The following is a 19243-nucleotide window of genomic DNA, read 5'->3' as shown; positions in this document are numbered from 1 at the left end:
GTCAGGCCACCCCGCGGCGACGGCGACGGGTGGCGCGGCCCCACAGGGTCATCACCGGCCCGGACAGCAGGTATAGCGTGAACACCACGAACAGCACGCGCGGCGGGTCGATGAAGAACGGTACCAGCACCAGCACGCCGACGATGATCCACAGGAACGGCACGCGCCCGTCGGCCATCGGCAACGACTTGAAGCTGTAGTAGCGGAAACGGCTGACCATCAGCAGGCCCACCACCACGGCCATCACCGGCGTGATGAAGCACACCTCCTCGCCGAGGATGCCGAACTTGTCCATGCTCCACACGAAGGACATGCACACCGCTGCCGCCGCCGGGCTGGCCAGCCCCTGGAAATAGCGCTTGTCGATCACCCCCACCTGGGTGTTGAAGCGGGCCAGGCGCAGCGCCGCGCAGGCGGCATAGATAAAGGCGGCGGCCCAGCCGATCTTGCCCCAGGTGGGGCCGAAATCGCGCAGCGTCGACAACGACCAGTTGTACATCACCAGCGCCGGCGCCAGGCCGAAACTCACCAGATCCGACAACGAGTCGTACTGCACGCCGAACTCGGTCTGGGTACCCGTCAGCCGGGCCACGCGACCGTCCATGCCGTCCAGCAGTGCGGCCACGAACACGGCAATGGCGGCCGAGCTGTAATCGCCGCCGATGCTGATCACGATGGCGTAGAAGCCGGCAAACATCGCGCCGGTGGTGAACAGGTTCGGCAGCAGGTAGATGCCCCGGTGACGAGGGGGGCGGACTGGCGTACTGTCGCTCATGAATCAATCCGTGACGGAATACGCGCAGTGTAAACCATCCGCCGCTTGAGTCCGGGCGGAGGGGGTGTAAGGATGCTGCGCACCTTGTCTCAAGCCCCGGAGAACACCATGCGCCGCCTGCTGACTGCCACCGCGTTACTGCTCGTCGCGCCCCTGGCTGCCGCCCAGGCCTACAAGTGGACCGACGCCAACGGCACGGTGCACTACTCCGACGCACCGCCCGCGCAGGGCACCAAGTACAGCAAGGTGACCACCACCGGCACGGTGGAGCCACTGGCCGCGCCGGCGCCGGAGTCGAACAGCGCGGCCAGCGACGCCTCCGCCAAACCGGCCCAGGGCAACAAGCCGGTGGCCAATACCCCGCAGAACCGCGCCGAATTCTGCAGCGCGGTCAAGAGCAATATCGACACGCTCAAGAGCGACGGCCCGGTGGTGATGGAGCAGGACGGCCAGCAAAAGGTCATCGACGCCGACCAGCGCAAGCAGCAGCAGGCCGCCGCCGAAACCCAATACCAGCAGTTCTGCGCGGGCGGCTAAGCCGCTCCGCACGGCAAATCGGCCCACCAGGCGTCGGAGTCGGCACCGCGGATCGCTATAATCGGCCTCTTTCTCCGCCGGATCCGCCCGCATGCGCCTTAGCCAATTCCACCTGGCCACCGTCAAGGAAGTCCCCGCCGACGCCGAAATCGCCAGCCACCAGCTGATGGTTCGCGCCGGCATGATCCGCAAGCTCGCCTCGGGCCTCTACAACTGGTCGCCGCTGGGCCTGCGCGTGCTGCGCAAGGTGGAAGCCATCGTGCGCGAGGAAATGAACCGCGCCGGCGCCATCGAAATGCTGATGCCGACCATGCAGCCGCGGGAGCTGTGGGAGGAAACCGGCCGTTGGGAGAAATTCGGCGGACAGCTGCTGAAGATCAAGGATCGCAAGGAGCAGGAATTCTGCTACGCCCCCACCGCCGAGGAAGTGGTCACCGACTTCGCGCGCAACGAGCTCAAGAGCTACAAGCAGCTGCCGGTCAACTTCTACCAGATCCAGACCAAGTTCCGCGACGAGATCCGCCCGCGCTTCGGCGTGATGCGCGCGCGCGAGTTCCTGATGAAGGACGCCTACTCCTTCCATCTCACCCAGGAATCGCTGGCGGAAACCTATGAGGCGATGTACCAGGCCTACTCGCGCATCTTCACCCGCCTGGGCCTGAAGTTCCGTGCCGTGCAGGCGGACACCGGCGCCATCGGCGGCAACGCCAGCCATGAATTCCAGGTGCTGGCCGACTCGGGCGAGGACGCCATCGTGTTCTCCGACGGCTCCGACTACGCCGCCAACATCGAGAAGGCCGAGGCGCTGGCCCCTGCCACCGAGCGCCCCGCCCCCGCCGCCCCGCTGCAGCGGGTGGACACGCCCACGCAGAAGACCATCGACGACGTGGCCGCCTTCCTCAAGGTGTCGCCGCAGCAATGCATCAAGACCATCCTGGTGCGCGGCACCGATGGCCTGGTGGCCCTGTGCGTACGCGGCGACCATGAGGTCAACGAGGTCAAGGCCGGCAAGCTGGCCGAACTGCCCGGCGAATCCGAGCTGGCCAGCGAGGAAGAGATCCTTGCCCTCACCGGCACGCGCCCGGGCTTCCTCGGCCCGGTCGGCCTGCCCGCGTCGGTGCCGGTCATCGTCGACCGCAGCGCCGCCGTGCTCGCCGATTTCGTCTGTGGCGGCAACCAGGACGGCACCCACTACACCGGCGCCAACTGGGAGCGCGATGCGCGCGTCACCCGCATCGAAGACATCCGCAAGGTGGTCGAGGGCGATCCGTCGCCCGACGGCAAGGGCACGCTGCGCATGGCGCGCGGCATCGAGGTGGGCCACGTGTTCCAGCTCGGCAAGAAATACGCCGAGGTGCTCAAGGCCACCGTGCTGGACGAGAACGGCAAGGCCCAGGTGATGACCATGGGTTGCTACGGCATCGGCGTCAGCCGCATCGTGGCCGCCGCCATCGAGCAGCGCCACGACGACGCCGGCATGATCTGGCCGGAAGCCATGGCGCCGTGGCGTATCGCCGTGTGCGTGATCAATCCCAAGCATGCGCCGGAGATTACCCAGGCCGCCGAAGCGCTATACGCGCAATTGAACCAGCGCGGCATCGAGGCCGTGCTGGACGATCGCGGCCTGCGCCCGGGCGCCATGTTTGCCGATATGGAGCTGATCGGCATTCCCCACCGCGTGGTCATCAGCGAGCGTGGCCTGGCCGCCGGCACGCTGGAATATCGCGCCCGCGACCAGGCCGAGGCCCGTGCCATTACCCAGGACGAGCTGTTCGCCCTGCTTGGCTGAGCAAGTCGCCTTTGCGCGGAATAAAAACGGCCGCATTCGCGGCCGTTTTTATTTTCCGACAGCGCAACGGGGTATTCGCCCTCATGAACTCTCTGGAATATGGGTGATCCATGTATTACGCATTTCGCCATGCCACGACATGCCCGGATGTAATCATCCATTGATTTGTCATTTTGCATGCGCGTTGCAATAACCTGCGCTTTGCAATTAAAGGCCACATCAGTAAGAATCAAAAAGGAATCGAGGCCGCCTTGTCCAAAAGCAGACGGCGCCCATCTAATTAGCCAATTACTCACTCCCGGGAGTTACCTATGGCCGTTGATATCAAGAACCTCAATCACAATCAGCTCAATGAACTGATTACCAAGGCCCAGCAGCGCCAGAACGAATTGCGCAAGGAAAAAGTGGTCAAGCTGCGCGAAAAGATCCACGCACTGATCAAGGCCGAAGGTTATGTCTTCGAGGACATTTTCGGTCACGGCCGTGGCGTCAAGACCCGCCGCAGTGGCGGCACGGTGGCGCCGAAGTACCGCAATCCGGCCGATCCGGAGCAGACCTGGTCCGGCCGCGGCAAGCGCCCGCGCTGGTTCAACGACGCGCTGAAGGCCGGCAAGAAGGAAAAGGACCTGGCGATCTGATCGCCGCTCCCAACCTCATGCCATGAAAACGCCGGCCTTGCGCCGGCGTTTTTCCTTGCCGCATGGAAATCTACAGCGAACGGCGTGGCGCAATCAGCAAATCGCCGAATAGCAACCCCGCCACCAGCGCTATCAGAAGGGTAATCAGCAGCATGCTGGTATCCATGCCCAGCGTGGTATCGCGTTCCAGCAGATAGGACACGCTGCGAAAACCGACGCTGCCCGGCACCAGCAAGATAATGCCCGGCTCCCGCACGATCGCGCCCGGCCGATGCACGAAACGCGCATAGAGATTGGCCACGCTGCCGAGGGTCAGGCCGCCCAGGAAAACGCCAAACGGCGCCGCCGGCAGCTTGCCCGCCAATGCGCCGCCCCAGCGCGTGGCCAGATAACCCAGCACCACCGCCGCCATCACCACCAGCCAGTCGCGCCGCGCCGCCCGGAACGAAATGGCAAACGCGAAGGCACCGACCAGCAGCGCGGGGTAATCCGTCCATGACGGCAACGGCGGCAGGATGTAGTCACGCCCCTCGATACCCAGCGCCAGGCAGAGCTGGGTGGCCGCCACCGTACCGAAGGTGAGCTTGATCAGCGTGGCGATGGCGCCGCCCATGCGGGCTACGCCGGCCACCAGGTGCTGGCTGGAGATCTCTCGTACAGCCGTGGTCAGCGCCATGCCGGGCATCAGCACGATCAGCCCTGCCAGGATCACCGACTTGATCGCCAGCGGCACCACGAACTGGCTCACCACGATGGCGATGGTGGTGGCCACCAATGCACTGATCGCCTCGCTGGCCACGGCCAGCCGCGGACGCGTGGCCGACAGCACGGTGATGCTGCCGATGATGAGTCCAATCAGCGCGGCCGTGATCAGGTCCGGCCACGAACTGTGCAACAACAGCGCCACCACGCTGGCCGCCGCCAGGCCATAGCTGCCGATCACGCCCGCCTGCGCGCGCCGCGTATCCGGCCGCCCGAGGTCGCGCAGCAGGCGGAACCCTTCGCGCAACCCCAAATCCCCGGCGATCACCTTGTCGGCGATGGCATCGGCTTCGGACAACCGGGCCAGGTTCACATCGCCCGGCGCCAGGCGCATGACCTGGGTGACCTGCGCCACCTCGTCCTCGCCCTGGGTCAGGTCGGTAAACGAAATGATGATCGCCGTCGGGCTGGACCACACATCCGCCACCAGCCCAAGCCGCTGCGCCGCCCCCGCGATCGCCCCTTCCAGGCGCGGCGCCGCCGTGCCGTATTGATGCAGGCGACGCGCCAGCTCCAGCAGGAAAGCGATACGGGTATTGAGCGGCGCGGTAGCCAGCGGCGTGACGACGACGGAATGGTTCATCGAGTGCATGCCGGGGTGGTTTGCGCGGGGCGCGGTGTTGGCGTGTGGTAGGGGAGATTCTGCATGGGGCTAGTAGAACTGATTTGGATGGCTGATGTCAGCGTTGGGGATGATGGAGTGCCAGGCGTTTTGCTTTTCGTCCCGGCATAGGCAGGGCAAGCGCGGAGGGCGCTTTTGATCGTCATGCCTGCAAAAGGGGGCATTGGTTTTCGCTTTTGTTGGCGTGGTCGCCAGGGTGCCGCCTGCGCGGCGGGCGTTTCGACCTCCTGCCGGAGGCCGAGTCACTTTTCTTTTGCTGGCCCAAAAGAAAAGTAACCCAAAGAAAATGGCCTTTAAGGCCAAGGCTCGTAGCATTGCATTGAATACCAGCCAGAATGGCCTCTGGGGCCTCGCTGCGGGACGCCTTCGCCGCTACACAGCGGTAGGGCCATAGCGCTGCGCAACGCGCCATAGCGAAGAGGGCTTAAAGCCGGTGTGGCGGTGCTGATGGGTTGCTATAGCTCCTGAAGGTAGCAGTACCCATGGTTCTAACCACTACTGAGGCTAGATTGTCCCCTCACCCCAACCCTCTCCCCGAAGGGGAGAGGGAATCAAAGCGCGAAACGCGCCGCTTTAAGTCATCAGCGCGGTGGCGCGTTACGCAGCGCTATGGTGTCACCGCTGTGTAGCGGCGGAGGTTGTCCCCTGGCAGGTCACCTCGAGCGTTCAGGCTTTTCCCAGCGCAATGCTGCCAGCTCTTCAGGCCATTTCTCTGGGTTACTTCTCTTTACTCCGGGCATCCTGCCCTTCGCCCTTCGGGCCGGCTTCGCCGTTCGCATGCGCTCCTGCGCATGCGTGGGCCAGCAAAGAGAGGTGACTCGAGCGTCGGCAGACGATCGAAACGCCCGCCGCGCAGGCGGCACCCTGGCGACCGCGACCAAGGAAAAGACGAAAGTCACTGGACCACTGCTTTCGCAGGAATGACGATCAAAAGTATGCCTTGCGCTTATCCAGCTTCCGCAGGGATGCCGAGCCAAAGACATCCCCCACCCGCGCGGCAATCGCGCGCCCAGAGCAAGCCCCCTACTCCACCGCCCTCACCAACAACGTCGTCCCGTCCACCCCCACCACCTCCACCATGCTCCCCACCGGCAAATCCGGCCCGCTCACCAGCCACTGGCCATCATCCACCTGGGCCTTGCCGCGCCCGTTGACGATGGGCTCGACCAGCACGTAGCGCTGGCCGATCTTTTGCTCGCCGCGACGGTTGAGGCGGGCGTCGCCGGGTTCGTTGCGCATCAGCTTGGGGCGCAGGAGATACCAGTAGGCAGCGCAGGAAAGGAAGGCCAGCACGGCGAACAGCAGTGACTGGCTGATCACCGACATGCCGGGGACCACCAGCAGCACCAGGCCAGTCACACCGGCGGCAATGCCGATCCACAACATGAAATAACCGGGCAGCACCACCTCCACGGCGATCAGCAGCAGGGCGAGGATCCACCACCAGTAGTGCAAGGCCATGGCTTCCATCGTCTCAACCCACCGGCGGCGGCGTGCGCCGGACCGTACCGGCCTGCTGCTGGCCCAGCGATTCCTTGGCCAGCTCGGCGATGCCGGCCAGAGAGCCGAGGATGCCGGTGGCTTCCATCGGCAATAGCAGCATCTTCTGGTTGGGCGAGTTGGCCATTTCCTTCAGCGCCTCGACGTACTTGGTGGCGACGAAGTAGTTGAGCGCGTTGACGTTGCCGTTGGCGATGGCCTCGGACACCATCGCGGTCGCCTTGGCTTCCGCCTCGGCCGAACGCTCGCGGGCCTCGGCGGCGCGGAAGGCGGCTTCCTTCTCGCCTTCGGCGGCCAGGATCACCGACTGCTTTTCGCCCTCGGCCTTGAGAATGGCCGCCTGGCGGAAACCTTCGGCATCGAGGATGTTGGCGCGCTTTTCGCGCTCGGCCTTCATCTGGCGTGCCATCGAATCGACCAGGTCGCGCGGCGGCGCGATGTCCTTGATCTCGATGCGGTTGACCTTGACGCCCCACGGGTGGGTGGCTTCGTCGACCACCTTCAGCAGCTTGGCGTTGATGGCATCGCGCTGGCTGAGCGATTCGTCCAGGTCCATCGAGCCGAGCACGGTGCGGATATTGGTCATGATCAGCGCCAGCGCGGCCTGCTCCAGGTTGGCCACCTCATAGGCGGCCTTGGCCGCGTCCAGCACCTGGTAGAACACCACGCCGTCCACGCGCACCACGGCGTTGTCCTTGGTGATGACGTCCTGCGAGGGCACGTCGAGCACCTGCTCCATCATGTTCATCTTGCGGCCGATGCCGTACATCACCGGTATGAGGAAATGCAGGCCGGGCGTGAGCGTGCGCGTGTACATGCCAAAACGCTCGACGGTCCACTCGTAGCCTTGCGGCACGATGCGCACCAGCTTGGCCAGGATGATGACCGCGACGACCACTACCACCAACGCAAACAGCTGTCCCATTGCCTGATCCCCGCATCCATGAAAGATGCCGGGAGTATAGGCGAGGCCTCTGGCTGCTGGATAACGGGTTACTTGGTGCCTAGCGGCAGGAGAAGGCTGACACGCAAACCACCGTCTTCGCGGTTGGCCAGGGCGATGCGGCCGCCGTGTGCCTCCACGATCTCACGGGCCAGGGCCAGGCCCAGGCCGGTGCCGGAACGCTTGGTCGAGTAGAACGGCAGCAACGCCTGCGCCAGCACGGTTTCGCTCATGCCGGGGCCACGATCGGCCACCTCGATGCGCAGGTCACGACCGATGACGGTCAACGACAATGTCACTTCGTCATCGGCGCTGCCGGATTCGTGCGCGTTCTTGATCAGGTTGATCAGCACCTGCTCGATCTGCGCCGCGTCGAACCAGCCCGGCTGCTCGGGCATGGAACCGCGCAGCTGGAACTGGCAGTGCAGGGAGAGTCCGTCGAGGAAGGACTTCCATGGAATCGCCACCGGCTGCGGTGCCGGCAACTTGGCGAAGCTGGCATAGCCGGCGATAAAGCCATGCAAGTGACGCGCGCGCTCGCCGATGGTGGCGAACACGCCCGGCAAGCGGGTGGTGTCGCCGCGACGGGCCAGTTCGGCACCGGAATGCGCCAGCGAGGAAATCGGCGCCAGCGAGTTGTTGAGCTCGTGGCTGATCACGCGGATCACCCGCTTCCACGTGGCCACTTCCTGTCGCGACAACTCGCGCGTCATGCGCCGGAACAGCTGCAACCGATGCGGCCGGCCCTGCAGGCGGAAGCTGCGCTGCGACAGGTGGAAGGTTTCTTCGCCGCCGTCCATTTCCACCGTGAGCAGCGCGTCCTCGCCGCCTTCCACCGCGCGGCGCAACGCCTCGGGGCTGTCGCTCAGCAGCTCGATGAAATCGAGGCCATGCAGCGTGCGTCCTTCGTTGAACAAATGGCGCGCCGCGATGTTGGCATAGGTGACGCGACCGCTGGCGTCGGTCAATACCAGTGCCACCGGGGTGTTCTGCACCACGGTGTCGAGCAACAGCTCGCGTTGCGCGAGGTTCTGGCGCTGCTCGCGCAGGGTCTGTCCCAGCGCGTTATGCATGCGGATGAGTTCGCCCAGTTCATCGCGGCGCGAAGCGGCGATGGAGAAGCTGAAATCGCCATCGCGATAGCTCGCCACCGCGCCTTCCAGCGCGCGCAGCAGCTTGGTGATGGGCGACATCACGCGATGCCCCAGCCAGAACGTCAAAGGCAACAGCAGCAGCACCGATACGATCAGCGCGCCGTAGAAACTGAAGTGAGCCGGCGCACCCAGGTCGATGCCCATGTCGTGGCGCATCCACACCAGCATCTGCGGCAGCGGCCATTGGGTGACGCCGGCATAGACCAGTGCGCCCGACACACCGGCCAGGCCAAGCAACAGGACCATGCGCGACTCAAGCGAACTCAGGCCACGCCGCATGTACGGCTCCCTTTCAATGACACGCGCCGGACACTCCCATCGGCACGCAATTCACATGGGGGCCGTGACCGTTGTTGATGATCACGCGAATCGGCGTTTGATCGGGCGGCGCATTGTCCTTGGGCGGCTGGCCACTGAAATTGAAACGCTGGGCGTCGTTGGCGGCGGTGCTCAACGCATCGCGATAGGCACCGCCACTGGTGGCGGCCGGCGCGGGCTGTACCAGGGTCCAACGATCGCCGGGCGGGACGGCCGGCGGCGCAACGCCTTGCGCTGCCGCACTGGCGCACAACAGAAGCAGCACGATAGGAAGGTGGCGATAGCGCATGGCGAAACTCCATCGGCACAGCGGACATCATCCTCGCCATCGCCGGCCACGGCAATCATGACCGATGGCGCGGCAGGGCTGCCCCTGCAGGAGCATCGCTCAGGCCTGGGCCAGGCCGTAGCGTTCCATGCGTCGATAAAGCGCCTGGCGCGACAACCCCAGCGCCGTGGCGGCGCGGCTGACCACGCCACCCGCCTTCTCCAGCGCGGCCTCCACCGTTTCGCGGCTGGGTTCGTCCAGATTGCGCACCGCCGAGGAGGCCACCTGCGGCAGGTTGAGCTGTTCGGGCGTGATGCGGCCCTCGCCGGCCAGCAACGCCGCGCGTTCGATGGCGTTCTTCAGCTCGCGCACGTTGCCCGGCCATGGATAGGACAGCAGCGACTCGCGCGCGGCATCGCCCAGCTCCGCACGGCCGCCCAGGAAGTGCTCGGCCAGTGGCAGGATATCGTCGATGCGCTCGGACAGCGGCGGCAGGTTCACCTCGATCACATTGAGGCGGTAGTAAAGGTCTTCACGGAAGGTGCCCGCGCGGATCATGGCCTTGAGGTCGGCATTGGTCGCGCTCAGCACGCGCACCTTCACCTGGCGCGTACGCCCGGAGCCCAGCCGTTCGAACTGGCCGGTTTCCAGCACGCGCAGCAGCTTCACCTGCCCCGACAACGGCAGGTTGCCGATTTCGTCGAGGAACAGGGTGCCGCCGTCGGCCAGCTCGAAGCGGCCCTCGCGGGCCTTGTTGGCGCCGGTATAGGCCCCCGCGTCGGCGCCGAACAGCTCGGCCTCGATCAGTTCGCCGGGCAGCGCGCCGCAGTTGACCGCGATAAAGGCGCCGCGCCTGGCCGCCGAGTTGGCGTGCACGATCGCAGCGATGCGTTCCTTGCCGGCGCCGTTGGGGCCGGTAATGAGCACGGGGACGTCCGAACGGGCCACCTGGCAGGCCAGGTCCAGCGTGCGGGCCATTGCCTCGGAGGCGAACACCAGGCCGTCCAGGTCATAGCGGCGCTGCAGGTCTTCGCGGCGCTTGCGCCGCTCGTTGCGCGCGCGCGCCACCTCGCGGGTGGATTCGGAAAGCTCCAGCAGGTTCTCCACCGTGGCCAGCAGCTTGGCATCGTCCCAGGGCTTGGCGAGATAGTCGGCGGCGCCGGCCTTGACCAGCTCCACCGCGGTTTCCAGGTGCGTCCAGGCGGTGAGCAGGACCACCGGCAGGTCGGTATGGCGCTGGCGGATGGCCCGGAACAGCGCGATGCCCTCCTCGCCCGAGGTGGTGTCGGCGGTGAAGTTCATGTCCTGGATCACCACGTCGATCCGCTCGTGCTCCAGCAGCGCCAGGCCCTGCTCGGGCGTCAATGCGATCAGCGGACGGATGTCATGCAGCGAGAGCGCCAGCGAAAGCGCTTCGCCCACGGCCGGGTTGTCGTCGATGATCAGTACGGTTCGCATTCGTCGTTTGCACATGTAGACGTGGATGCAGCTCCACGCCAAAAGGTTGCCATCTTTCGAGCGATTCGTCGCCAGGAGGCTGATATTGGCCCAGCCGCCCGATGGCCGGGGCGCCCCGCCGCGGTACGCAGCAGGCCGTCACGGGCCTGCGCGCGCCGCACCCGGCGGCGCGCGCAGGTGCCGCTCAGCTCTTGGCTGGATGGGCCGGCGCCTTGCCGGCCTTCACGGCGGCGATCCAGGCATCGGTGCGTGCTTCCAGCACGTCCAGCGGCAGCGCGCCGCCGCCGAGGATCTCGTCATGGAAGGCACGGATGTCGAACTGGTCGCCCAGCTCCTTCTTCGCATGCTCACGCAGCTCCACGATCTTCAGCTGGCCGGTCTTGTAGGCCAGCGCCTGGCCCGGCCAGGTGATGTAGCGGTCCGTCTCGGCCTGCACGTCCGGCTCGTCCTCGCTGGAGTGCTCGTGGAAGAAGTCCACCATCTGCTGGCGCGTCCAGTGCTTGTAGTGCACGCCGGTGTCGAGCACGAGGCGGTCGGCGCGCAGCAGTTCGTCGGAGAGGCGGCCGTAGTAGGACAGCGGGTCCTTGTAGAAGCCCAGCTCCTTACCCAGCTGTTCCGCATACAGCGCCCAACCCTCGATGTAGGCGGTGTAGCCGGCCTGCTGGCGGAACGGCGGCAGCTTGGGCAGCGTCTGCGCGATGGAGATCTGCATGTGATGGCCGGGGATGCCTTCGTGGTAGGCGGTCGACTCGATCGTCAGCACGCTGCGATTGGCGAAATCACCGGTGTTGACGAAGATCTGGCCCGGGCGCGAACCGTCCGGCGTGCCCTGGTGGTACTCGGCGGCGGCGGCTTCCTTCTCGCGGAACGGCTCCACCGGCACCACTTCCACCTTGGTCTTGGGCAGCATGCCGAACAGCTTGGGCAGTTCCGGCTGCATGCCGGCCAGGTAGTTGCGATAGCGGTTGAGGATGTCCTCGCGCGAGGTGGCGTGCGTCTTGGGGTTGGTCTTGAGCGCGGCACGGAAGCTCGGCAGGTCCTGGTAACCCTGCGCCTTGGCGATCTCGGTCATCTGGCCTTCGATGCGCTTGACCTCGGCCAGGCCGATCTCGTGGATCTGTTCCGGCGTTTCCTTGGTGGTGGTCATCTGCTCCACGTCGAACTGGTAGATGGCATCGCCGTTGGGCAACTGCCACACGCCCGGTTCAGTGCGGCCGTGCGGCGCGTAATCCTTGGCCACGAACTCGCCCAGCTTCTTGTAGGCCGGGCGCACATCGTTGTCGATGGCGACGAGGATGGCGTCATGCAGGCGCTTCTGATCGGCAGCAGAAACCGACTTGGGGAAGTGCTTCAGCGGTTCGGCGAACACGCTGTCGATGCCGGCCGGCGTGCCGATGCTGTCGATCTGCGTGACCACTTTCTCCAGCAGGTACTTGGGCGGCATCATGCCGTCCTTCAGGCCCTGCCGGGCCACGCTGGTGACCTGATCGAGCAACGCCGGCACCGCCTTCAGGCGCGCCAGGTAGTCGTCGTATTCCTTGGTGTTGTCGAACGGAATGGAGCTGACGAAGCCGGCCAGTTCCAGGTGAGCGCCGTTCATCTGATCCAACGGCATCTCGTCCAGCTTCAGGTCGTGCGCACGCAACGCATCCTTGAGCTGGCGCACCATCAACTGCTGGTTGAGCTTGTCGTCGTCGGAAAAACCGGTGGTGTCGATGGCTTCGAAACGCTTGAGGAAATCCTGCGTCTTGGCGTATTCGGCCTGGGCGTGGGCGAGCGAGGCATCGCTCCAGCGATCGTTGTAGCGCAGGTCACCCAGGATGGTGGCGAACTCCGGCGCATTTTCCAGGTTGTGCTGCCACTGCTCGGCGAGCAGGGCATTGAGCGCCTTCACGCGCGTGGCCACATCCGCCTGCGCAGCCTGCGGCGGCGCCGCATATACCGCGCCGGCACCTGCGGCCGACATCAGCAAACCCGCCAACACCATACGCGGACCGATCTTCATGAGCCTACCCCTCGGGTTGAAAGTGACGCCTATTCTCCACCCCGACGAGGGTCACAACCCGTGCCGAACAGCACGGGTCGGCCTTCATCCGGACTAAACGGACCGGGTCGCCACCACCGGCGGCACCGCCGCGGCCCGCATGGCCGGTCCCAGTACCGCCAGTTGGCCAAGCAGCCAGAGCGCGATGGCGCCGGCTGGCAGGTAGTACCAGGGCATCATGCGCATTTCGTAATGACGCATAAGGTAGACATTGAGGACAAAGGCCAGTCCCATGCCGATAACCACGCCAGCCGTGGTAAGCACGAAATTCTCGGTCTGGAAGTACTGGCGGATATGCCCGCGCGAGGCACCCACCGCGCGGCGGATGCCGATCTGGCGCCGACGCTGCCCCACCCAGAAGCTAGTAAGGCCCACGATCCCCAGTGCCGTCACCGCCAACATCACCACGCAGACCAGCACGAGCAGCCAGGCCATGCTGCTGGTATTGGCGAAATAGCGGGTGCGGATGTCCTCGTAGGACACGCCCTTGGCCACCGTGGTGCCATCCAGGTCGGCCAGCTTCTGCTCCGCTTCCCGGACGACACGATCACGGTCCTGCGGCGCGCTGCGCAGCACGTAATGACTGAGGCTTGCATCCCCGCTTAGCGGGAAGAACGCGCTTTGATATACGTTCGTAGCATTCACCGAAGGGCGCAACACATCGGCTACCACGCCGACCACCGTATAGGCATAGGGCTTGGAGTAGAACGTCTTACCCAACGCGGGCTGTCCCGGCCAGAGCTGCTCGGCCAGGCGCCGTGTCACCACCGCGACATGCGTACTGGGCAAAGGCGAGCCGTTGAGTGCGCTGCCGGCGTATTCGTCCCCGTTGAAAAAACGTCCTTGCAGAAGCTGCAACCCCAACGCCTCCGGGCCGCCCTGACCGAGGAAGTACATCGAGATGTTGGTGGTGTCCTTGTCGGTCAATAGCGAATCAGGGGTAAGGCCGAAACTCCAGCCCCAGTTGTTATGGCTCAACGGCAGCGTGGATACGACTGCCGCGGCCTGTACCCCGGCGATACCACGCAATGCAGCGAGATTACGCGGTATATCGCTGGCTATGAGGGCGGGGTTGTTGCCGTCGACCGAGACGACGGCCACGCCTTGCTCATCGATGGCGTTCGAAAGCCGCACGTCATTGACGCGCTGACCGATCATGGAAACCGCGTTGCATAACACGGCACAGGCCAACGCGATCTCCAGCACGATCAGCATGGCGGGAATGCGGTGTTTGCGTAGGCTGGCGAAAACGGGCCGAATTTCCATGATCACCTCAGGCAGCCTTCAGTTGTGGAGCGGGCGCGAGTACGCAGGCGCGCCATGCCGGGAGCAAACCCGCGATAAGGCTGGCAACGAGAGCGACCACGAAGGTAAACAGGAACATCTCGATGTTCAGATGCGCAAGACTGGCGTACTGGGCTGGCTGATGGCGCACGCCCCACAACCCCAGCTCGGTAAAGACCAGCCCCAGCAAGCCACCGGCCAGCCCGACCATGCTCGCTTCCACCATGAACTGTACAAAGACGTCGCGCCGGGTAGCGCCCAGCGCACGGCGCACGCCAATCTCGCCCGAGCGGCGCAGGCACTTGGCCAGCAGCAATCCTACGGTATTGACCACGCAGATCAGCAGGAATCCAAAAGCCAGTGCCGCCTGGAGACGGACGTCGTCAGGCACGACCTGCTCATCGCGCAACCACTGCATCAGGTCCGGCAAGTCGGTCTCGGTACGTTGGAAGCGGCCTAGCGATTGCTGCTGATTCGCATAGCCGGCGAGGAACTCCTTGTAGCTGGCCACCGCCGCCGCATCGCCAAGTTCCACCCATAAGCCCAGCCACATGCAAGGCTGGGTTTCCAGGTGCTTCATATCGGAAACGCTGGCAAAGCAGTTAACGCTGTTGGGGGTGATGTCGATGGCCCGCGCCGCCGCCAGCGGCAGGAAGACCGCTTCACCATCACCGTAGCTGCGCCCGCCCAGCTCTTGCGTATAGAACCGCGGCTGCGGCGACCAGTCCTTCAGCACACCAACGATGCGGAAATCGTGGTCTTCGATGCGAATGGTCTTGCCGACGCTGTTGGCGCCACCAAACAGCTTGTCGTTGAGAAAGCCGGCGATCACCACCAGTTGTGCGCGGTTTGCATCATCGGTCGGCGTCCAGCCGCCGCCGTACTGGAACGGCGCATCGAACATCGTGAAGAAATCGGACGTGGTCATCACGCCGTCGCTGTAGAACGGACGCTCATGCGCGCGCAGCGGCGCCACCTTGGCCTGCATCAGCGCCATGGCCGCCTGTCGCTTAGCGCGATGCGCGTTGAGCAGGTTCATCGCGTCGACATAAGTCATGACCGCTTCGGGCTTGGTCTGCCCTTCGATGTAACCATTCCTTGGATTGGGATCGATACGCGGGTAGTAAAGCTGGCTGCTTTTCTGCGGCAGTGGATCGCCGGACAGCAAGCGCAGCACAGTCAGCGTGGTGATCGACGCCCCAATACCCAACGCCAGTGCCAATACCATCAACACGGTAAGTACCTTGTCACGCCGAAGGCTGCGCAAGGCCAGATCGACATAGTAGCGAAGCACGAATAAATCCCTTTGCTCGACGAAGTCAAAAATGGCTGGAAGTAAAACCTCTACTCATACGGATCGCGTCGCCACCACCGGCGGCACCGCCGCAGCCCGCATGGCCGGTCCCAGCACCGCCAATTGGCCAATCGCCCAGAGCAGCAGCGCGCCCACCGGGAAATAGATGGCCGGTAGCCGGGGCAGCTCGTAATGCACCATCAACAGCAGGTTGATGCCGTAGGCCATCACCATGCCCACCACGATGCCGATGGTGGCGAGCAGGAAGTTCTCGGTCTGGAAGTAGTTGAGGATGTTGCGCCGCGTGGCGCCCAGCGCCCGGCGCACGCCGATCTGCCGACGCCGCTGCGCCACCCAGAAGCTGCCCAGGCCGACGATGCCCAGCGCGGTGACCACCAGCAGGGCCACGCACACGCCCACCAGCAGACCGGCCATGGCACGGTCGTTCTGGAAGAAGTCGTGGCGCATCTCGTCCATCGATCGCTTCTTGAGCACGACCCGGTGCGGGTTGATGGCCTTCAGCTTTTCCAGCGCGGCCTTCAGCACCGCATCGCGGTTTTCCGGCGCGGTGCGGATGAGGTATTGCCCTTCGGTGATGCGCACCGGAAACACCATGCTGAACTTGGCCGCGGCATCGTCAAAAATGGATGGCCGCACCAGATCCTTCACCACGCCCACCACGGTGATCGGGTAGTCGGAGAGATAGATCTGTTTGCCAAGAGCGCCCTGGCCCGGCCACAGCCGTTCGGCCAGGGTCTGAGTGATGACGGTAACCTTGGGAATGCCCTTGGGGTCCTTCGCCGCGGCCGCCTTCACCACATCGTCGAAGTCCATGTAATCGTCGGGCTGCAGGTTGCGCCCCATCACCAGCTGCGTGCCGAGCGTCTGCAAGGCGTTCTCGCCGTAATAGGTGCTTGCATTGAGCGTGGAGACCCGCTGCTTCGGGTCCAGCTTGATGCCGCTGTTCCACGACGAATTGCCGAAGGGCGCCTGGTTGACCGAGGCCACCTCGGTCACGCCGGGAATCTGCCGCAGCGCCGCGATGTCGGTCAGCGTGCGTGCTTTTTCGTCCTTGGTGACGCCGATGTCGGTAAGCACGATCTGCAGCAGCTCGTGCTCGGCCACGCCACTTTGCATGTGTATGCGGTCCAGCCGCTGGCTGATGAGGAACACGGCATTGCACACGATGGCGCAGGTCAACGCGATCTCGATGATCACCAGGAAGGCGGTGATCTTGTGACGGCGCAACGTGGAAAGAATGGGAAGAATGTCCATGGCGTCGTCCTTACTGGCTCTTCAGTTGCAGCGCGGGAGTGATCTGGCAGGCGCGCCAGGCCGGCAGCAGGCCAGCCAGCAGGCTCGCCCCCACCGCCAACAGGAAGGTGATCAGCAGCATCGAGACGTCCAGGTGCGCGAGCGACGCATAATCCGAAGGCTGCCGCCGAACCAGCCACAACCCCAGGAAAGCCAGCAGCAGGCCGCCGATGCCGCCGGCCAGGCCGATCACGCCCGCCTCCACCAGCAGTTGCATGAACACCTCGCGCTTGGACGCGCCCAGTGCCCGGCGCACGCCCAGCTCGCCGGCACGGCGCAGGAACTTCGCCAGCATCAAGCCCACCGTATTTACCAGGCACACCAGCAGGAAGCCCAGCGCCAGCCAGGTCTGCAGGCGCACGTCGCCCGGCACGACCTTGTTGATATCGAGCCACTCCATCAGATTCGGCAGGCGCACGTTCACCGGGCGCTCGAATCGACCCAGCGATTTCTGCTCCTGCGAATAGTGCACGAGGTAGTCCTTGTACGCCGCAGCCTTGGCCGGGCTATCCAGCTGCACCCAGAACTGCAGCCACACGCAGGTGGCGGTTTCCAGATGTTCTTCGTCACCGCCGCCGCTGCCCCAGCAGTCCATCGAACCATTGCGGTCCATGCGTAGTTCGCGCGCGGTGGCAAGCGGCACGAACACGTCCTCCGATGCGGCGTAATTGCCCATGTTCACGTCATAGAAGTGGGGATTGGGGCGCCAGCTGTCGAGCACGCCGACGATGCGGAAGGCGGTGTCGCTCAGGCGCAGGGTCTGGCCCGTGCTGTCCTTGCCGGCGAACAGCTTGTCGTTGAGCGTGCGGGTGATCACCACCACGCGCGCCTTGCCCTCGTCGTCCGACGCGCTCCAGCCACGTCCGTACAGGAATGGCACCTGGAACATGGCGAAGAAATCGCCCGTCGTATAGCGCGCATCGCTGTAGAACGGGTCCATGCCCGATTGCGTCGGCTGTACCGGCACGGCGCCACCGGTCATCAGCGCCTGCCGGTCGCCGCGCTGGGCATGCAGCAGGTTCATGCCGTCGATCCAGGTGACCTGGCGCGGCGGCTCCTTGCCTGGCTCATAGCCGTCCATGTCCTGCGGGTCGAGCTGGGGATAGAACAGCGTGCCGCTCTTGCCCGGCAACGGGTCGCCCGACAGCACATGCAGCACCGTCAGGGTGGTCATGCTGGCGCCGATGCCCAGTGCGATGGCGAGCACCATCAATGCCGTCAACATCTTGTTGCGCCTGAGGCTACGTAGCGCCAGATCCAGGTAATAGCCGAACATAGATTTCCCCTCCGTCCATACTCTTCAGCGATCAAACCGATCGCGTGGCTTCCACCGGCGGCACGCGCGAAGCGCGCAACGCGGGCGCCAGCACGGCGCCTTGCCCCAACAACAGCAGGATCGCCACTCCCACCAGCACATAGGCCATCGAAAGCCGGCTCATCTCGAAGCGCGTGACCAGCCACAGGTTGATCGCGATCGCCAGCAACACGCCCACCAGCACGCCGCCCAAGCTGATCAGCAGGTTCTCGGTCATGAAATAGCCGAGGATGTCGCGCTGCGTCGCGCCCAGCGCGCGACGCACGCCGATCTGCTTGCGTCGCTGGCCGACCCAGAAGCTGGTGAGGCCGACGATGCCCGCTGCGGTAATCGCCAGCAGCGCGACGCAAATCACGCCCATCAGGATCGCCATGCCGCGATCGCGTTCGTATGCGCGGGCGCGCACTTGCGCAAAGCTCAGCACGCCATCCTGCTCGTTGATGACGCGGCGCGGGTTGTGTTCGAACAGCGCGGCGGGCGCCGCACGCATGGCGGCATCCAGCTGCCCGGGGCGCGCCCGCACGATATAGAAACCGCCCAGCGACGCGGCCAGACGCCTGGGCACAATGACCGAGCGATAGGCGAAATCGGCCGCCCAGCGATCGATGCTCTGCGCCTGCAGCAATTCGACCTCGCCCAGGATGGTGGTGGGGTTGCCGGCCAGGTAGATCGTCTTGCCCACCGCATCGCCGTTGGGGAACAGCTTGTCGGCGAGCGCTTTGGTCACGATGACCTGCGGCGCCGCCAGCCGGTCACGCATGTCTATCCGGGCGACTTCTTCCGGGCGGAAATTGCGCCCGGCGATCAGCTTAAGGCCAAGCGTGTCGATGAAGTGGTCGTCGGCGAGATAGACCGTGGTGCCCGAGCTGTCCTGCAGCTGGTCCGGCTTGAGCTTGATGCCGTCGTCCCAGCCGCCGCCGTTCAGCGGGTAGGAGTTGCTCGGCGTGGCGTCCTGCACGCTCGACAGCTGGCGCAGCACGCGCAAGTCCTCCAGCATTCTGGCATCCGCCTGCTGCGACGTCGGCGATCCCACCCATTCGCATTCGATAACGAAAATGTCGGGTTCGTCTATCCCCGTGCGCTCCGACAGATGCGCGATGCGCTGCTGGATGATGAACAGCGCATTGCAGACAATCGCCAGCGTCAGCGCGATCTGCATCGCGATCAGGAAGGTGCCCGCCTTGTGTCGGCGCAGCGCGGAAAGAATCGGCTTGATCTGCACGGTTCG

Annotated in this window: 16 protein-coding genes; 3 read left to right on the top strand and 13 right to left on the bottom strand. The window is 64.7% G+C overall.

Annotated elements, in window-relative coordinates; all coding sequences use genetic code 11:
* Position 1: 1 nt before the first annotated feature.
* Positions 2-775 carry a phosphatidylcholine/phosphatidylserine synthase gene (locus tag MJ606_RS16545; RefSeq protein ID WP_243050653.1) on the bottom strand — a complete coding sequence of 258 codons (774 nt, stop codon included), beginning with the start codon at positions 773-775 and terminating at the stop codon, positions 2-4.
* 108 nt (positions 776-883) lie between these two features.
* Here MJ606_RS16545 and MJ606_RS16540 point away from each other — a divergent pair, with 108 nt between their 5' ends.
* The 3 genes from MJ606_RS16540 to MJ606_RS16530 all read left to right on the top strand — a co-directional run bounded on the left by MJ606_RS16540 (position 884) and on the right by MJ606_RS16530 (position 3739).
* A complete protein-coding gene (locus tag MJ606_RS16540) occupies positions 884-1312 on the top strand; it encodes a DUF4124 domain-containing protein (RefSeq protein ID WP_243050652.1) in 429 nt (142 codons plus the stop codon).
* A gap of 91 nt (positions 1313-1403) precedes the next feature.
* On the top strand, positions 1404-3101 hold the full coding sequence (locus tag MJ606_RS16535; RefSeq protein ID WP_243050651.1) for a proline--tRNA ligase: 1698 nt from the start codon (positions 1404-1406) through the stop codon (positions 3099-3101).
* A 311-nt stretch (positions 3102-3412) separates the two neighbouring features.
* Positions 3413-3739 carry an H-NS histone family protein gene (locus MJ606_RS16530; protein ID WP_243050650.1) on the top strand — a complete coding sequence of 109 codons (327 nt, stop codon included), beginning with the start codon at positions 3413-3415 and terminating at the stop codon, positions 3737-3739.
* 70 nt (positions 3740-3809) lie between these two features.
* Here MJ606_RS16530 and MJ606_RS16525 read toward each other — a convergent pair whose 3' ends face one another.
* The 12 genes from MJ606_RS16525 to MJ606_RS16470 all read right to left on the bottom strand — a co-directional run bounded on the left by MJ606_RS16525 (position 3810) and on the right by MJ606_RS16470 (position 19237).
* Positions 3810-5084, bottom strand: coding sequence for a threonine/serine exporter family protein (locus MJ606_RS16525; protein WP_243050649.1), 1275 nt, complete (start codon positions 5082-5084; stop codon positions 3810-3812).
* Between the two features lie 1062 nt (positions 5085-6146).
* On the bottom strand, positions 6147-6593 hold the full coding sequence (locus MJ606_RS16520) for an NfeD family protein (protein ID WP_243050648.1): 447 nt from the start codon (positions 6591-6593) through the stop codon (positions 6147-6149).
* A gap of 4 nt (positions 6594-6597) precedes the next feature.
* Positions 6598-7548, bottom strand: a complete 951-nt coding sequence (locus MJ606_RS16515; RefSeq protein ID WP_243050647.1) for an SPFH domain-containing protein — start codon at positions 7546-7548, stop codon at positions 6598-6600.
* A 68-nt stretch (positions 7549-7616) separates the two neighbouring features.
* Entirely contained in the window at positions 7617-8999 is a 1383-nt protein-coding gene (locus tag MJ606_RS16510) for an ATP-binding protein (RefSeq protein ID WP_243050646.1), read from the bottom strand.
* A gap of 13 nt (positions 9000-9012) precedes the next feature.
* On the bottom strand, positions 9013-9327 hold the full coding sequence (locus MJ606_RS16505) for a hypothetical protein (RefSeq protein WP_243050645.1): 315 nt from the start codon (positions 9325-9327) through the stop codon (positions 9013-9015).
* 99 nt (positions 9328-9426) lie between these two features.
* The gene (locus tag MJ606_RS16500; protein ID WP_243050644.1) at positions 9427-10764 is read right to left on the bottom strand and encodes a sigma-54 dependent transcriptional regulator; all 1338 of its coding nucleotides are present in this window, start codon (positions 10762-10764) and stop codon (positions 9427-9429) included.
* A gap of 184 nt (positions 10765-10948) precedes the next feature.
* Positions 10949-12769: a DUF885 family protein gene (locus MJ606_RS16495; RefSeq protein WP_243050643.1), complete on the bottom strand. Its 1821-nt coding sequence runs from the start codon at positions 12767-12769 to the stop codon at positions 10949-10951.
* 93 nt (positions 12770-12862) lie between these two features.
* Complete coding sequence (locus MJ606_RS16490) at positions 12863-14074, bottom strand: FtsX-like permease family protein (protein ID WP_243050642.1); 1212 nt, start codon at positions 14072-14074, stop codon at positions 12863-12865.
* A gap of 7 nt (positions 14075-14081) precedes the next feature.
* Entirely contained in the window at positions 14082-15386 is a 1305-nt protein-coding gene (locus tag MJ606_RS16485) for an ABC transporter permease (protein WP_243050641.1), read from the bottom strand.
* Positions 15387-15440: 54 nt separating this feature from the next.
* Entirely contained in the window at positions 15441-16661 is a 1221-nt protein-coding gene (locus MJ606_RS16480; protein WP_243050640.1) for an FtsX-like permease family protein, read from the bottom strand.
* A 10-nt stretch (positions 16662-16671) separates the two neighbouring features.
* Positions 16672-17976 (bottom strand): ABC transporter permease, encoded by a 1305-nt coding sequence (locus tag MJ606_RS16475; RefSeq protein ID WP_243050639.1) that lies wholly within the window; start codon positions 17974-17976, stop codon positions 16672-16674.
* A gap of 31 nt (positions 17977-18007) precedes the next feature.
* Entirely contained in the window at positions 18008-19237 is a 1230-nt protein-coding gene (locus MJ606_RS16470; RefSeq protein WP_243050638.1) for an FtsX-like permease family protein, read from the bottom strand.
* Between the last annotated feature and the right edge of the window lie 6 nt (positions 19238-19243).

The sequence above is a fragment of the Dyella sp. RRB7 genome (genome assembly GCF_022761115.1).
Classification (GTDB): Bacteria; Pseudomonadota; Gammaproteobacteria; order Xanthomonadales; family Rhodanobacteraceae; genus Dyella.
This window is presented reverse-complemented; position numbering and strand designations above follow the sequence as displayed.

Bases quoted from the DNA above. Each gene is read 5' to 3' on its own strand.
- MJ606_RS16540 (WP_243050652.1), top strand. From the start codon at position 884: ATGCGCCGCCTGCTGACTGCCACCGCGTTACTGCTCGTCGCGCCCCTG.
- MJ606_RS16510 (WP_243050646.1), bottom strand. From the start codon at position 8,999: ATGCGGCGTGGCCTGAGTTCGCTTGAGTCGCGCATGGTCCTGTTGCTT.
- MJ606_RS16505 (WP_243050645.1), bottom strand. From the start codon at position 9,327: ATGCGCTATCGCCACCTTCCTATCGTGCTGCTTCTGTTGTGCGCCAGT.
- MJ606_RS16475 (WP_243050639.1), bottom strand. From the start codon at position 17,976: ATGTTCGGCTATTACCTGGATCTGGCGCTACGTAGCCTCAGGCGCAAC.
- MJ606_RS16520 (WP_243050648.1), bottom strand. From the start codon at position 6,593: ATGGAAGCCATGGCCTTGCACTACTGGTGGTGGATCCTCGCCCTGCTG.
- MJ606_RS16500 (WP_243050644.1), bottom strand. From the start codon at position 10,764: ATGCGAACCGTACTGATCATCGACGACAACCCGGCCGTGGGCGAAGCG.
- MJ606_RS16530 (WP_243050650.1), top strand. From the start codon at position 3,413: ATGGCCGTTGATATCAAGAACCTCAATCACAATCAGCTCAATGAACTG.
- MJ606_RS16535 (WP_243050651.1), top strand. From the start codon at position 1,404: ATGCGCCTTAGCCAATTCCACCTGGCCACCGTCAAGGAAGTCCCCGCC.
- MJ606_RS16490 (WP_243050642.1), bottom strand. From the start codon at position 14,074: ATGGAAATTCGGCCCGTTTTCGCCAGCCTACGCAAACACCGCATTCCC.
- MJ606_RS16480 (WP_243050640.1), bottom strand. From the start codon at position 16,661: ATGGACATTCTTCCCATTCTTTCCACGTTGCGCCGTCACAAGATCACC.
- MJ606_RS16545 (WP_243050653.1), bottom strand. From the start codon at position 775: ATGAGCGACAGTACGCCAGTCCGCCCCCCTCGTCACCGGGGCATCTAC.
- MJ606_RS16495 (WP_243050643.1), bottom strand. From the start codon at position 12,769: ATGAAGATCGGTCCGCGTATGGTGTTGGCGGGTTTGCTGATGTCGGCC.
- MJ606_RS16525 (WP_243050649.1), bottom strand. From the start codon at position 5,084: ATGAACCATTCCGTCGTCGTCACGCCGCTGGCTACCGCGCCGCTCAAT.
- MJ606_RS16515 (WP_243050647.1), bottom strand. From the start codon at position 7,548: ATGGGACAGCTGTTTGCGTTGGTGGTAGTGGTCGTCGCGGTCATCATC.